Below are 13597 nucleotides of genomic sequence, written 5' to 3' on the forward strand. Positions count from 1 at the left end.
CGGATGTGGGTGGTGGCTCCGCAGGTCTTCCGCCGGCGGATGGCTGGCTACAAACCGCAAGAAGCGGGCAGTGACCACGTTGCCGTGATCGCTGCCCGCTTCTTGTCGGGTTCGGTCAGCCGCTGGTCAGAGCGTGGCCTCGTCGTCGTCTTCGAGGAGGGCGTTGAGGCGGGGGGTGCCTCCGCCGGCTGCGGCGGCACGGTCGACTCGTTCCATGCGGTCGTGGCGGTCGATCGTCGGGACGGGGGCCGGCTTGTGCGAGTTGAGCGCACGTGGGCCGTTGGCCTCGACGGTCGGCAGGGCGCCGGAGTCGCCGGCGCTCTGGCCGGCCAGGACACGAAGCTGGCTCTCGAAGTAGGCCTTCAGGCGGCTGCGGGTCTGCCGCTCGAACGCACGCAGCTCGTCGACCTCACGCTGCAGGCGGGTCTTCTCCTTCTCCAGCTGACCGAAGAGCTGACCACGCTTGTCGTTGGTCTCACGCTCAAGCTGCTCGGCCTTCGAACGGGCGTCGGCTTCGAGGCGGGAGGCCATGCCACGCGCTTCGTTCTCCATCCGCTCCGCACGAGCCCGGGCGTCGGCCAGGATGCGGTTGGCCTGCTCCTTGCTCTCGGCGACCAACTGGTCGGCGTTCTGCGTAGCGATCTCGAGCAACCGCGCGGCAGCGCTGGATGCTTCGGCGACGCTGGAGGGCCCGGCCTGAGGCATCGGCTGGTGAATCGGCTCCGGTGCCTGTTCCTTGACCGGCTGGGGGTAGCTCATGCCATCGCCACGCTGGGCGGCGGCGAGCTTTTGGCGCAGGTCGTCGTTCTCGTGGTGTAGCCGCTCGAGCTCTGACTCCACCTCGTCGAGGAACTGGTCGACCTCCCCCATGTCGTAGCCCTCCCGCAGGCGGACGGGCGTGAAGCGCTTATTGCGCACGTCCTCGGGTGTCAGCGGCATGACCTCACCTCAGGGCTCGCAGGGTCGACGTGGTTTTGAGCAACCGTACCCGGTCTTGTGGTTGCCGGCAGAGGGGGCATCCCAAAACTTCTGCACGACTCCTCAGCGCCACAAGATCATCACGGCTATCGCGAGACGTCAAGGGCATGTTCGACATGATCCTTCTAGACCAGGAAAATGCTGCGTACCAGGAACTGCAGGATATAAATGATCACGACCAGAACCAGGAACGACAAGTCCAGCGCGAAGCCGCCGAACCGCAGCGGCGGGATGATCCGGCGCAGGGCCTTCACTGGCGGGTCTGTGACCGTGTAGACGCCCTCGAGCACCACGAGTAGCGGGCCCTTGGGCTCCCAAGATCTGGCAAAGAACTGCACCCAGTCAACGACCAGCCGGGCGAACAGGAACACCAGGAACAACCAGAGCGCGAAGTAGATCGCCTGACCGATGAAGAGCACACGCACTCCCTAAACAAAGCTTTACCGGCTGTTGACCCTGACCCTATCCGCGTGCTGCCACCCAGAGGGGTCACATGCGATCAACGAACGAGGCCGCGCCGGCGCTCCCTAGCTCTGGTTGAAGAAGCCTCCCTCGGCGATCAGTTCCTTGTCCTCGGCCCGAACGTTGACGTTGGCCGGCGACAGCAGGAAGACCTTCGCCGTCACGCGGTCGATGCTGCCGTGCAGCCCGAAGATCAGCCCCGCGGCGAAGTCGACCAGGCGCTTGGCGTCGGAGTCGTCCATGCCGGTGAGGTTCATGATCACGGGCGTGCCGTCCCGGAAGTGCTCTCCGATCAGGCGCGCGTCGTTGTAGGTACGCGGGTGCAGCGTGGTGATTCGCGGGGAGGACTCGGGCGTGGGCGCCACTGAGACGTGGCGACGTCCCGGAAACGGTGCGACCGTTCCCGTACGCTCCTCGTCCGGCTGAACGGGACGCACATCTCCCCGATCCTCGGCTTCGTAGCCGCCCTCGTAATCGGTTTCGTAGTCCTCGTCGTAGCGGTCACGGTCCTCGACCAGGCCGAGATAGACGGCGACCTTACGCATTGCGCCGGCCATGTGAGCTCGAGCCCTCCTACCAGGTTGGTTGGCGACGGGGCTTGACAGCTTTCGCAAACCACGTCTTTGCCGACCTTAGCGTCGCGAAGGTCGCTCACCTAGTAACCTGCGCCCAATCCGAAGGTGTGTCGCGCCGTGTGTGATCGCGGAGGTCAGATCATCACTCATCCCGGCCGAGATCCAGGTGGCTCCGGGGTGGCGTTCCCGCAGGTCGGCGGACAGTTCGGCAAGCCGCGCGAACGAAGGACCGGGATCCACACCGAGCGGCGCCACCGCCATTACGCCACCGAGCGTGAGCCCCGGCGCCTCCGCGAGCCGATCCGCGAGCTCTGCAAGGCCTTCGGGCGCCACTCCGCCCCTCCCTGGCTCGGAGTCGAAGCTCACCTGGACCAGACAGCGCAGCGGACGTTCCGTCCGCGTGGCGGCCCGGCTGAGCGCGTCGACCAGCTGCGGCCGGTCGACCGAGTGAACGACCGAGGCATAACCGGCCACCGAACGTGCCTTGTTGGTCTGCAGTTGCCCGACGAAGTGCCAGCGAACGCCTTCGCACTCTGATGCCTTGGCCGCGGCTTCCTGGTCGCGGTTCTCCCCCACGTCGACGACGCCGAGCGAGGCCAGCAACGCGACGTCGGATGCCGGGAACAGCTTGGTGATCGCGATCAACGTGACCTCTGCCGGATCGCGTCCCGCAGAGGCACACGCGCGCGTGATCTGCTGGCGTACGGCCGCGAGGTTCGCGGCCAGTTCCGCACGGCGATCTGGTGCCATGCCCGTCTTTGCTTAGTTCTTCAAGAAGTCTGGTACGTCGAGGTCGAAGTCGTCGTCCTTGGGCTTGGGCGCGGGGGCCGGACGATAGGTACGCGGAGGCGTCTCGTCGCGGCCGTTGCCACCCTGCCGGGTGTTGTTGCCCAGCAGGCGCTGCCGAAGCTCCTGCGTCGACATCTGCGTCGCCTCGGACGGACTGGTGCGCGGATGCGGCTCGGCCGCCGCCGGGGCGTCGTGGTTGGACGCCTGGTGATCCGCGCGGCCACGGTCGTCCTCGTCGTTGCCGGACTCCTCCGGCTGCTCGCTGCGCGAAACGGGCGCGGGCTGGACGGGTGCGGGCCGGCCGAGCTCACCCGGACGCCGGGTCGGCCCGGACGGCTGGGTGTTGGGCTGCGACGCCGACTGAGGCTGCGGCTGGGACGGAGGTTGTGATGGTGACTTCGGTGCCGGCCGCTGAGCCGGCGGACCCGGGGTCGAACCCGAGCCCCCCGATCCACCGAACGCACTGCCTCGCTCGGCCTCTCGCCGGCTCGGCATTCCGCCGTCGAACCCGGCCGCGATCACCGTGACGCGTACCTCGTCGCCCAGGCCGTCGTCGATGACCGCACCGAAGATGATGTTGGAGTCGGCATGCGCCGCCTGCGACACCAGTTGGGCGGCCTCGTTGATCTCGAACAGTCCGAGATCCGAACCACCCGCGATCGACAACAACACACCGTGGGCGCCGTCGATCGACGCCTCGAGTAACGGCGACGAGATCGCCATCTCGGCCGCGGCGACCGAGCGGTTCTCACCGCGCGCCGAACCTATGCCCATCAGCGCCGAGCCGGCGTTGCTCATCACGCTCTTGACGTCGGCGAAGTCGAGGTTGATCAGGCCGGGCGTCGTGATCAGGTCGGTGATGCCGGAAACACCTTGCAGCAGCACCTGGTCGGCCTGCTTGAACGCGTCGAGCACGCTGACCTGCCGGTCGCTGATCGACAGCAGCCGGTCGTTGGGGATCACGATCAACGTGTCGACCTCGTCGCGAAGGGCGTTGATGCCCTCCTCGGCCTGGGTCGCACGCTTCTTGCCCTCGAACGCGAACGGCCGGGTCACCACACCTATCGTCAGCGCGCCGAGCGACCGCGCGATCCGGGCCACGACGGGCGCGCCACCGGTGCCGGTGCCACCGCCCTCGCCGGCCGTCACGAACACCATGTCGGCGCCCTTGAGCACCTCTTCGATGTCTTCTGCGTGGTCTTCAGCGGCTTTGCTGCCCACACTCGGGTTGGCTCCGGCACCAAGGCCGCGGGTGAGCTCGCGACCGATGTCGAGCTTGACGTCGGCATCGCTCATCAACAGCGCTTGCGCGTCGGTATTGATCGCGATGAACTCCACGCCCTTGAGGCCAACCTCGATCATTCGGTTGACCGCGTTGACACCTCCGCCGCCGATGCCGACGACCTTGATGACCGCGAGGTAGTTCTGCGGTGCCGCCACGTGACACGCCTCTCGGGTTGTGATGATTCCGTCCAGCCCGGTTTGGAGACCCCATAACTCTCACCCTCAACTCAAGGGTTATAGTTATGTTAACTTCAAACCATGTCCAGCACGGTACGGAGCCTCAGGCAGCCTTTCCAAGGCGACACGCCGCATGCCCTCGTGCGCCTTGTCATGTTCTTTTTGGAGGGATCCGGCCGCACGGAGTCAGCTTCTCGTGGTGGGATACGTCGGAACGCTGACGTCGTAGATCCTGATCCCGCGTTCCGGGCGTTGTTTCAGCAGTGCCGTGAGCACTTTCGCCTTCTGCGCCGACTGTTCCGCGCTCCCCCAGACCACCGTCGCGCCAGAACTCAGCGACAACCGCACGGTGTCGGGTGACTGTGCGGAGATGCTCGCGACCTGCCCGCGCAGGCCGGCCGGCAGCGCGGTCAGCACGTCGACAGCAGAACGGAGGGTGGGCTCGGTCTTCTGCCTCGGCTTGGGCTGGACCGTGATCGGCACCAGGCCCGCCGGTGGGGACGAGACCGTACGGAACGCCACGCTGTCGGCGTCGACCAGTTGGTACGACCCGCCCGAACGCCAGGCCGCCACCGGCTTACGCTCGGTGACCTCGACCAGCACGTCGTGCGGCCAGGCACGGCTCACGGTCGCCGACTTGACGGCGGGAAGCTTGCGCACACCGGCGGCCGCCGCGTCGAGGTCGACGCGAGCCAGCGGCTCGCTCATCGGCACCCGAGCAGCCGTCCGGACGTCGGCAACGGTCAACGGCGAGCCCTTCGGCAGCCCGGTCACCGTGACCGTACGAACGTCGAACAACGAGGAGAACCACACCGCCCACACCGCGAACGCGGCAATCACCACCAGTGCAACCAGCACCAGCACCGGACGCGCCCGCCGCAGCCGACGCTTCCACTGCCGGCGAGCGAACCGTCTGGCCGAGGTCTGCGAGACCGCGGTTCCCTTCCGGCGGTCTGCTGCCGTGCCCGTACCGGGGGGTGTGGGGGGTCGTCCCCCCGCTGTCATTTCAGCGGGGAACTGGCCCGCGCTTCCCGCGGGCACACCCCTCCCATTCCCCGATGGTGCTGAGCGCGTGCCACTCACTGCTGCTTCGCTCCGAGGAGCTCGAGCAGCTCCGGCCCGATCAGGGCGACGTCCGGCGCGCCCATCGTCACCACCAGGTCGCCAGGCTTGACGCGCTCGGCCACCCGCGCCGGCGTGGCGGAGAACGACTGCTCGTAACCGATCCGCTCGGCCGGGAGCGGGATGTGCGGCAGGATCAGCGCGCCGGTCACGCCCGGAATCGGGTCGTCGCCGGTCGGGTCCATCAGCACGATCTCGTCGGCCAGGCCGAGCGCCTCGCCGATCTCCTTGTAGAAGAACTGTGTGCGCGTGTGGCGCAGCGGCCGGAAGCACACCACGACGCGGCCGTCGCCGGCGGCGCGGCGCGCGGCGTGCATGTTGACGACCATCTCGGTCGGGTGGTGGGCGTAGTCGTCGAAGACGCGCACTCCCCCGGCCTCGCCTTTGTACTCGAAGCGCCGCCGCGTGCCCGTGAAGCCCGACAGGCCGTCGCGCACCTTGTCCTCGGGAAAGCCGAGTCCGACCGCGGCGGTGTAGGCGGCCGCGGCGTTGAGCAGGTGGTGCCGGCCGGCGACCTTCACCTCGACCGGCCCGGCCGGCTTGCCATCGACAACGACGGTGAACGTCGCGCCGAGCGGCCGCAGCTGCACCTCGTCGACCCGGACGTCGGCGTCGGCGGACTCGCCGTAGGTACGCACGTCGATCCCGCGCGCCCGCGCCGACTCCGCCAGCCGGCGCGCGCCCTCGTCGTCGGCGCAGGCGACCAGGAAGCCGCCCGGCACGATCCGGTCGGCGAACTCGTCGAACGCCTGGTGGTAGTCCTCGGGCGAGTCGTACATGTCGAGGTGGTCGGGGTCGACGTTGGTCACGACCGCGGCGGTCGGTGAGTACGACAGGAACGCCCGGTCGGACTCGTCGGCCTCGACGACGAAGGTGTCGCCGGTGCCGTGATGGGCGTTGGTGCCGGTGTCGTTGAGGTTGCCGCCGATCGCGAACGAGGGGTCGGCGCCGCAGTGCTGCAACGTCACCGCGAGCATCGACGACGTGGTGGTCTTGCCGTGCGCACCGGACACCGCGGCGACGCGGTAACCCTCCATCACAGACGTCAGCGCCGCCGCTCTGGACAGCAGCCGCAGTCCGAGCCGCTGGGCCTCGACGACCTCGGGGTTGGTCTCCTTGATCGCGGTCGAGATCACCAACGTGTCGGCGCCATGCACCTGCGAGGCCGTGTGACCGACGTAGCACGTCACGCCGAGCGCACGCAGCCCGGTCAGTGCCATGGACTCCTTGGCGTCACTGCCGCTCACCTCGATGCCACGCGCCCGCATGATCCGCGCGATGCCGGACAGCCCGGCACCGCCGATGCCGATGAAATGGACGTGGCCGAGCTTCTCTGCCGGCAGCAGCTCGGCGGGCGGAGGAACGATCATCGCTCACCTTTCTCGGCGACCTCGCGGACCAGCTCCGCGATCCGGTCGTCAGCACCCGCGGGAAGGATGTCCTGCGCGGACTTGCCCATCGCGGCCAGCTTGTCGGCACTGCCGGAGTCGGTCAGCAGCGAGATCACGTGCTCGCGTACCCACTGCGACGACAGGTCGGCATCGGGCAGCAGGATGCCACCGCCGGCGTCGACGACCGGCTTGGCGTTCAGCCACTGCTCGCCGTTGCCGACGGGATAGGGCACGTAGACCGCGGGCAGGCCGACCGCCGCGAACTCCGTGACGGTGTTGGCGCCGGCCCGGGCCACCGCGAGGTCGGAGGCGGCGTAGGCCAGGTCCATCCGGTCGATGTAGGGCGTCGCGACGTACGGCGGCGAGCCGTCGGGCAGCACGACGTCGATCTGGTTGCGTGGCCCGAAGTGGTGCAGCACCTGGATGCCCGCGGCCGCGAGGTCGGTCGCGGCGCCGCTGACAGCGGTGTTGATCGAACGCGCGCCCTGCGAGCCACCGGTGACGAACAGCGTCGGACGGTCGGGGTCGAGGCCGAAGAAGTCACGTGCCTCGGCCCGCATCGCGGGCCGGTCGAGCGTGGCGATCGCCTGCCGGACGGGCAGCCCGAGCGGTTTGCCGTGGCGCAGTGGGGTGCCCGGGAACGAGATCACGACGTGGGTGGTGACGAACCGCGCCGCGAACCGGTTGGCGATGCCGGGCCGGGCGTTCTGCTCGTGGACGACGACGGGCACCTTCGCGCGCCGCGCGGCGACGTAGGCCGGCATCGCGACGTAGCCACCCATGCCGACCACCACGTCGGCCTTGACGCGTTCGAGGATCTTCGCGGTCGTGCCGACTGCTCCGGCCAGCCGGCCGGGCACAGTGAACAGACGAGGCGTGAGCTGGCGCGGCAGGGGCACCCGCGGAATCAGCGCGAGGTCGTAGCCGGCCTCCGGGACCAGGCGCGCCTCCAGGCCTTCCTCGGTTCCGAGGAACGTGATCCCGACGTCGGGGTCGAGCCTGCGAAGCGCGGCGGCGACCGCGATGGCAGGGCTGATGTGACCGGCGCTGCCTCCTCCGGCCAGAACGACGTGCACGGTCTACTCCTTGTCGTCGGCGGCCAGGCGAGCTTCCCGAGCCTCCCGCGCAGCCCGCCGGCGTTCGGCCTTGGCCTCCGCCTTCGCTGTGAGGGCGGCGCGGGCGGCGGGCTCACTCCTGGCGAACGATACAAGGACTCCGAGTGCGAACAGCGTCGGGAGCATCGCCGAACCGCCGTAGGAGACCAGCGGCAGCGGGATGCCGGTGATCGGCAACAGGCCGAGCACCGCACCCATGTTGACCATGGCCTGCGTGATCAGCCATCCGACGATGGCCGAGGCGCCCAGCCTGGTGAACAGGTCGGGCGCGCGCATGGCGATCCGGATGCCGACGAACGCCAGGATGAGGAACAGCGCGAGCACGGCCAGCGTGCCGAACAGGCCGAGCTCCTCACCGATGACGGCGTAGATGAAGTCGGTGTGGGCTTCTGGGAGGTAGTCCCACTTCTGCCGGCTCGCGCCGACGCCGACGCCCCACCAGCCACCGGTGCCGAGTGCGAACAGCGAGTGGACGCCCTGCCAGCCGGTGCCGTGGTAGTCGGAGAACGGGTCGAGGAAGTTGGTCAGCCGGTCGAGCCGATAGCCCTCGGTGACTGCCAGCAGCGAGACGATCGCGCCCACTCCCCCGACGAAGATCCCGAAGAACCGCAACGGCATCCCGACCACGAACAGGAACACCAGCACCATGGAGAACAGCACGAGCGCGGTGCCGAGGTCACCCTGGCCGAGCACGAGCGCCAGCACGGCACCACAGATCGGCACGAACGGGATCAGGAGATGCTTGCTCTGGTCGAGCAGCTTCTCCTTGCGAGCAAGCAGGTCGGCACCCCACAGCGCGAGCGCCAGCTTGGCCATCTCGCTCGGCTGCAGCATGAACGGGCCGCCGAGGTCGAGCCAGTTGCGGTTGCCGTTGACCTCGCGGCCGAGCGGGGTGTAGGTGAGCACGAGCAGGACGACGCTGCCGAGCAGCAGGGGGTAGGCGAGGGTACGCAGCAGCCGGCTCGGCAGCCGCGACGCGGCGAACCCCAGCGGCAGGCCGGCCAGCACCCAAATCAGCTGCTTCTTGAAGATCGCGAACGAGTCGCCGGACTCCTGGAAGGAGAACACCGAGGACGCGGAGGCCACCATCACCAGGCCGAGCGACAGCAGCAGCCCGCCGACACCGATCAGCAGGTGATAGGACGTCAGCGGCCGGTCGAGAGTCTGGCGCAACGTGGTGAGCCAGCTCTGCTGCGGCTGTGGGTCCAGCTCCTCGTCGAGCGCGTCGTCCAGCTCGTCCGGACCGTCGGATCCGTCCGGCTGGTCCGGCTGGCGTTCGCTGTCGAGAGTGCTGTCGCCGGCGGTCGTGGTCACGATGATTCCTCCTCCCCGAAATCCGTCGCCTCTTTAGTTTCGGCTGGATCGCGGCGGATCTCGTGGAGGTCGGCTACGCGTGTCGTGCTTTTGGGCCGCTAGGTTCCGGTGACCCATTCGGCGTAGAAGATTCCGATACCGGCTGCGACACAGATGCCACAGATGATCCAGAACCGGATCGTGATCGTGATCTCGTCCCACCCCTTCAGCTCGAAGTGGTGGTGGATGGGTGCCATCCGGAAGATCCGCCGGGGCGTACCAGTCCGCCACCGCGTGAACTTGAAGAAGCTCGTCTGCATGATCACCGACGCCGCCTCGACCAGGAACAGCCCACCGATCAGGATCAGCAGCAACTCGGTGCGCGTCATGATCGCGAAGCCCGCCACCGCACCGCCCAGGCCAAGCGCACCGGTGTCGCCCATGATGATCTTCGCGGGCGCGGCGTTCCACCACAGGAAGCCGAAACAGGCCGCGGCCAACGCGAACGCCACCACCGCCAGGTCGTACGGATCTCGGACCTCGTAACACTGTGCGGCTGTGTCGGACGGCACGTTGGCGCAGCCCTGGTTGAACTGCCACACACAGATCAGTGTGTACGCGGCGAACACCATCACGCACGCACCTGTCGCCAGGCCGTCCAGGCCGTCGGTCAGGTTCACGCCGTTGGACGCCGCCGAGATCATGAACAGCACCCAGATCACGAACGGGATCGAGAACGCCATCGACAGCGGCAGCCAGTCGATGTCACGGATGAACGACACGAACGGCGAGGCCGGCGTCACGTCCCGGTCGTCGGGGAACTGCAACGCCATCACCGCGAACACCACCGCGATGCCCGTCTGCCCGATCAGCTTCGCCTTCGCCCGCAAGCCCAGGCTGCGCTGCCGCGACACCTTCAGGTAGTCGTCGAGGAAGCCGACGACGCCGAGGCCGACCGTCAGCAACAGCAACAGCAACGCGGACGGCGAGGGCAGCCGCATGGTGTAGAGGTGCGCGGCGGTGTAGCCCGCGACCGCACCGAGCAGGATGACCGTGCCACCCATCGTCGGGGTTCCACGCTTGGTGTGGTGGGTGGTAGGGCCGTCGTCACGGATGATCTGGCCGTAGCCACGCCTGGCCAGGATCCGGATCGCGATCGGCGTACCGAACATCGCGAACGCGAGAGCGACAGCTCCGGCGAGCAGGATCGCCTTCACTCGACGCCTCCGTCCGCGACATCGGCAACGTCCCCGACGTCGGCGACCAACTTGTCGCCCAGGTAGCGCAACCCGGCGTCCCGGGACGACTTCACCAGCACGATGTCGCCCGGCCGCAGCTGCTCGCGCAGCAACTCCAACGCGGCCCCGGCATCGGGCACGAACGCGGTGCTCACAGGCACCGGCTCCTCTCCGCTCGCTGTGTGTTGGCGACTCGCACCGGAAAGGATCGGGCGAGCACCTTCTCCGACGGCGACCAGCCGGTCCACTCCCTGGCGGACGGCCAGCTCGCCGAGCTTCTCGTGCTCGGTACGGGACACCGCGCCGAGCTCCAGCATCTCGCCTAAGACGGCCCAGGTGCGCCGCCGGTTGCCCATCTCCGAACCACTGCCGGATCCCGCCAGAACGGGCAGCGTCTCCAGTGCCGCACGCATCGAGTCGGGATTGGCGTTGTACGCGTCGTTGACGATCGTCACGCCGTCGGGCCGGTCGCTCACCTGCATCCGCCAGCGCGACTCCCGCTTGGCAGACGACAGCGCGGCCGCCACCTCGGTCGGCTTCAGCCCGGCCTCGAGCCCGACCGCGGCCACCGCGAGCGCGTTCGCGACGTGGTGCCGCCCGACCAGGCCGAGCCGGACCTCGGCCTCTCCGTCGGGCGTGCTCAGGCCGAACGCGGCGTGCCCGTCGGCGTCCAGCTGGACGTTGACCGCGCGTACCTCCGCGTCGTCGGCCTCGCCGACCAGCACCACCCGCGCGGACGTGCGGCTCGCCATCGCCCGGACGTACGGATCGTCGGCGTTGAGCACGGCGACGCCGCCGTCGGCAGCGGCCGGCAGTGCCTCGACCAGCTCTCCCTTGGCCTGGGCGATCTGCTCGCGGCCGCCGAACTCCCCCACATGCGCGAGGCCGACGTTGAGCACGATGCCGATCCGCGGCCGGACCAGCCCGGTGAGGTACGTGAGGTGCCCGATGCCACGCGCGCCCATCTCCAGCACGAGGTAGCGGGTGCCGACCTCGGCGCGCAGCGCGGTCAGCGGCATGCCGAGCTCGTCGTTCAGCGACTCTTTCGGGGCGATCGTCGGGCCGGCCGTCGACAGCACGTGGGCCAGCAGGTCCTTCGTACTCGTCTTGCCGGCCGAGCCGGTCAGCGCGACCACCGTGCAACTGGTCAGCCGTCCACCCACCGCACGGGCGAGCCGGCCGATCGCGACCACGGAGGCGTCGAGGGTGTAGTCGGGTGCCGGCGGCGCGAGTACGCACGGGACCCCGGCCGGCAGCGGCCGGCTGGCGAGCACGGCCACGGCACCCCGGCCCACCGCGTCCGCGGCGAACTCGTGACCTCGGCCGTCGGCGACGAACAGGCCTCCAGGCGAAGCCGTGCGCGAGTCGGCGACCACCGGTCCGGTGACCAACGTGCCCGGGTCGGCGCTCCAGAGCTCGCCACCGACGATCTCCGCGATCTCCGCGAGTGTCATGGCGATCATTGCCGCGCTCCTGCCAGAGCCTCCCGCACTTCAGCCCCATCGTCGAAGGGGTGCACCACGCCTGCGATCTCCTGCCCCTGTTCGTGTCCCTTGCCGAGCACCATGACGATGTCGTCTGGCCCGGCCTGTCCGATCGCCCACCGGATGGCTTCGCGCCGGTCGGCGATCTCCACTACGTCTGCTCTCTCCGCCTCGGGCACGAGCTTCGTACCCTCGAGCGCGGCCGCCCGAATCGTCGCGGCGTCCTCCGAACGCGGGTTGTCGTCGGTGACGACTGCCACGTCGGCGCCCGCGGCGGCCGCGCGGCCCATCAGCGGGCGCTTGACCTGGTCGCGGTCTCCGCCACAGCCGAACACCACGAACAGCCGGCCGGGTACGACCGGTGCGATCGCCGACAGCGCGACCGCGATGGCGTCCGGCGTGTGGGCGTAGTCGACCAGGACGTACTTCGGCCCGGCGACGCCGCTCGGCCCGGTGAAGCGTTCCATCCGTCCAGGCACGGTCGCCGCGGCCAGAGCGGTGGCGACGGTCTTCGCCTCCAGCCCGGCGGCCTCCAGCATGACCAGCGCGAGAGCCGCGTTCGCGACGTTGAACTCGCCTGGGATGCCGACCTCGGCGGTCAGCTCGACGCCGCCCGGTCCGAGCAGGTCGAAAGCTGTACCACCGTACGCCGTCGCCCGGCGGTTCCGCACCCGCCAGTCGGCCTCGGCGCCCGACGGCGAGAGCGTGACGACCGGGATCGTCGCCTCCCGGGCCAGCCGCGCGCCGTGCGCGTCGTCGATGTTGACGACGGCGGCCCGGGCTCGTTCCGGCGTGAACAGCGACGCCTTGGCCTGGTAGTACGACTCGAGGTCGCCGTGGATCTCCAGGTGGTCCTGGGAGAGGTTGGTAAAGCCCGCGACGTCGAACACCAGGCCGTCGACCCGGCCGTACGTCAGCGCGTGGCTGGAGACCTCCATGGCCACGGCCGTGACCGCCCGCTCGCGCATCACGGCGAACAGCGCGTGCAGGTCGGGTGCCTCGGGTGTGGTGCGGGCACTCGGGCCGAACGATGTCATGGCCTGGCCGGCGATCCGGCTCTCGATCGTGCCGATCAGCCCGGCACGATGACCGGCCTGCGTGAGCGCGGCCTCCAGGAGGTACGTCGTGGTGGTCTTGCCGTTGGTGCCCGTGACGCCGAGCATCGTCATCGCGGTCGCCGGCTCGCCGTAGATCCAGGCCGACAACCGGCCCAGAACCTCGCGCGGGTCGTCGACGACGAGGGTGGGCAGCCCCGCTCGTTCGGCCTGCTCGCGGCCGGCCGGATCGGTCAACACGGCGACCGCGCCGGCAGCGGCGGCCTGCCCGGTGAACGCGGCGCCGTGCGCGTGGACGCCGGGCCGGGCGACGTAGAGATCACCTGCACGAGCCCGCCGTGAGTCCTGCGCCAGCCCGCTCACGGAGAGGTCTCGCCGGCTGAGATCGAGGTCGGCGCCGACGAACGCGGCCACCTCACTCAGCGTGTGTTGGACCGGATGCTCCGGACGGGAAGGCAAGCCTGACGGCACGAGAACACCAGCCTCCTCGTCGAGTATCTGGGCCATGTGCGCACTGTGTTCGTCCAGCCCCGCGGGCTGCGCCCGCGCGGGCCCACCCCACTCCTTCTCGTCCCCCGACCACCGTTGCGCCTGTCGGGGCGTGAGCGTATCGCGGTCACAGGCTGTGCCCACA

The 13597-nt window shown here is 69.1% G+C and carries 12 protein-coding genes; all 12 read right to left on the reverse strand.

The window, feature by feature from the left end; translation table 11 throughout:
• Window positions 1–126: 126 nt before the first annotated feature.
• The 12 genes from ACYVF6_RS35585 to ACYVF6_RS35640 all read right to left on the reverse strand — a co-directional run bounded on the left by ACYVF6_RS35585 (window position 127) and on the right by ACYVF6_RS35640 (window position 13470).
• Window positions 127–939, reverse strand: a complete 813-nt coding sequence (locus tag ACYVF6_RS35585; RefSeq protein WP_460527910.1) for a DivIVA domain-containing protein — start codon at window positions 937–939, stop codon at window positions 127–129.
• 164 nt (window positions 940–1103) lie between these two features.
• Window positions 1104–1397, reverse strand: coding sequence for a YggT family protein (locus ACYVF6_RS35590; protein ID WP_460527912.1), 294 nt, complete (start codon window positions 1395–1397; stop codon window positions 1104–1106).
• 108 nt (window positions 1398–1505) lie between these two features.
• Window positions 1506–1997 carry a cell division protein SepF gene (locus tag ACYVF6_RS35595; protein WP_460527914.1) on the reverse strand — a complete coding sequence of 164 codons (492 nt, stop codon included), beginning with the start codon at window positions 1995–1997 and terminating at the stop codon, window positions 1506–1508.
• Between the two features lie 75 nt (window positions 1998–2072).
• A complete protein-coding gene (locus ACYVF6_RS35600; protein WP_460527916.1) occupies window positions 2073–2765 on the reverse strand; it encodes a YggS family pyridoxal phosphate enzyme in 693 nt (230 codons plus the stop codon).
• 12 nt (window positions 2766–2777) lie between these two features.
• Complete coding sequence (ftsZ, locus tag ACYVF6_RS35605) at window positions 2778–4244, reverse strand: cell division protein FtsZ (RefSeq protein ID WP_460527918.1); 1467 nt, start codon at window positions 4242–4244, stop codon at window positions 2778–2780.
• A gap of 207 nt (window positions 4245–4451) precedes the next feature.
• Window positions 4452–5129, reverse strand: a complete 678-nt coding sequence (locus ACYVF6_RS35610) for a cell division protein FtsQ/DivIB (RefSeq protein ID WP_460527920.1) — start codon at window positions 5127–5129, stop codon at window positions 4452–4454.
• A 215-nt stretch (window positions 5130–5344) separates the two neighbouring features.
• A complete protein-coding gene (murC, locus tag ACYVF6_RS35615; protein WP_460527922.1) occupies window positions 5345–6757 on the reverse strand; it encodes a UDP-N-acetylmuramate--L-alanine ligase in 1413 nt (470 codons plus the stop codon).
• Complete coding sequence (gene murG, locus ACYVF6_RS35620; RefSeq protein ID WP_460527924.1) at window positions 6754–7854, reverse strand: UDP-N-acetylglucosamine--N-acetylmuramyl-(pentapeptide) pyrophosphoryl-undecaprenol N-acetylglucosamine transferase; 1101 nt, start codon at window positions 7852–7854, stop codon at window positions 6754–6756. The genes murC and murG overlap by 4 nt, the downstream gene beginning before the upstream one ends.
• Window positions 7855–7857: 3 nt before the next feature.
• Entirely contained in the window at window positions 7858–9207 is a 1350-nt protein-coding gene (gene ftsW / locus ACYVF6_RS35625) for an FtsW/RodA/SpoVE family cell cycle protein (RefSeq protein ID WP_460527926.1), read from the reverse strand.
• Window positions 9208–9305: 98 nt separating this feature from the next.
• Window positions 9306–10403, reverse strand: coding sequence for a phospho-N-acetylmuramoyl-pentapeptide-transferase (gene mraY / locus ACYVF6_RS35630; RefSeq protein WP_460527928.1), 1098 nt, complete (start codon window positions 10401–10403; stop codon window positions 9306–9308).
• A complete protein-coding gene (locus ACYVF6_RS35635) occupies window positions 10400–11887 on the reverse strand; it encodes a UDP-N-acetylmuramoyl-tripeptide--D-alanyl-D-alanine ligase (protein ID WP_460527930.1) in 1488 nt (495 codons plus the stop codon). The genes mraY and ACYVF6_RS35635 overlap by 4 nt, the downstream gene beginning before the upstream one ends.
• On the reverse strand, window positions 11884–13470 hold the full coding sequence (locus ACYVF6_RS35640; protein WP_460527932.1) for a UDP-N-acetylmuramoyl-L-alanyl-D-glutamate--2,6-diaminopimelate ligase: 1587 nt from the start codon (window positions 13468–13470) through the stop codon (window positions 11884–11886). Before ACYVF6_RS35640 ends, ACYVF6_RS35635 begins: the two co-directional genes overlap by 4 nt.
• Between the last annotated feature and the right edge of the window lie 127 nt (window positions 13471–13597).

It is taken from the genome of Flindersiella endophytica (assembly GCF_054779015.1).

Excerpts from the sequence above, each read along its gene's own strand:
- ACYVF6_RS35635 (WP_460527930.1), bottom strand. The coding sequence starts at position 11,887 with ATGATCGCCATGACACTCGCGGAGATCGCGGAGATCGTCGGTGGCGAG.
- ACYVF6_RS35600 (WP_460527916.1), bottom strand. The coding sequence starts at position 2,765 with ATGGCACCAGATCGCCGTGCGGAACTGGCCGCGAACCTCGCGGCCGTA.
- ACYVF6_RS35595 (WP_460527914.1), bottom strand. The coding sequence starts at position 1,997 with ATGGCCGGCGCAATGCGTAAGGTCGCCGTCTATCTCGGCCTGGTCGAG.
- ACYVF6_RS35640 (WP_460527932.1), bottom strand. The coding sequence starts at position 13,470 with ATGGCCCAGATACTCGACGAGGAGGCTGGTGTTCTCGTGCCGTCAGGC.
- ACYVF6_RS35585 (WP_460527910.1), bottom strand. The coding sequence starts at position 939 with ATGCCGCTGACACCCGAGGACGTGCGCAATAAGCGCTTCACGCCCGTC.
- murC (WP_460527922.1), bottom strand. The coding sequence starts at position 6,757 with ATGATCGTTCCTCCGCCCGCCGAGCTGCTGCCGGCAGAGAAGCTCGGC.